This is a genomic window from Vibrio sp. 811 (assembly GCF_033339195.1).
In genome coordinates this window covers 1-507 of the sequence record NZ_JAWOUB010001005.1, presented here as the reverse complement: position 1 = coordinate 507, position 507 = coordinate 1, and the positions used below count along the sequence as shown (strand labels likewise).

1 protein-coding gene is annotated in these 507 nt (G+C 40.8%); it reads left to right on the top strand.

Translation table 11 applies throughout. The annotated features are described in order from the left end of the window. The coding region (locus R7Q46_RS30600) for a hypothetical protein (RefSeq protein WP_318078769.1) at positions 1-311 on the top strand (311 nt) is incomplete at its 5' end. Positions 312-507 lie beyond the last annotated feature (196 nt).

Here is a 507-nt window from a genome sequence, read left to right as displayed (position 1 = left end):
GTGTTCCAGTTTCACTAAAGCTATCTACTACTTTTGATAATGAAGCCGTATTCGGATCTGAAACTACCGCTGGTCCTGAGTATCTAAGTAACCTTACTTATATTGGGATACTAAAGAAAGACGGTTCTAAATGGACGCTAGATGACAGCGATGTGATTAACAAAAATATAGACGCAGATTTTGTCTCTGAGGCTCTATCCAACATAGACATGGATGAAGATTTCGATGGTAAGGTGGTCTACGCGTCTCGTTTCGAGTTCGCATTTAAAGCGCTGAACGGGCAAGAAATCAAGGGGCTTCGACCATTTTGACCCGTTGTCTCGACATCTGGTCGATTCCAAGAAGCAGTTCTAAAGGTGTCCTCTCTAGTACAACGTAATACAGCGGAAAAAACGCCGTTTAAACTTGAAAGCTTTGAGATGTCGTTGGGCAGGCAGTACAAAAATGTAGATGAGTTATCTTATTTTTCTGATTGTGAAGACCCAAGCTATAAAGTTGATAAAGATA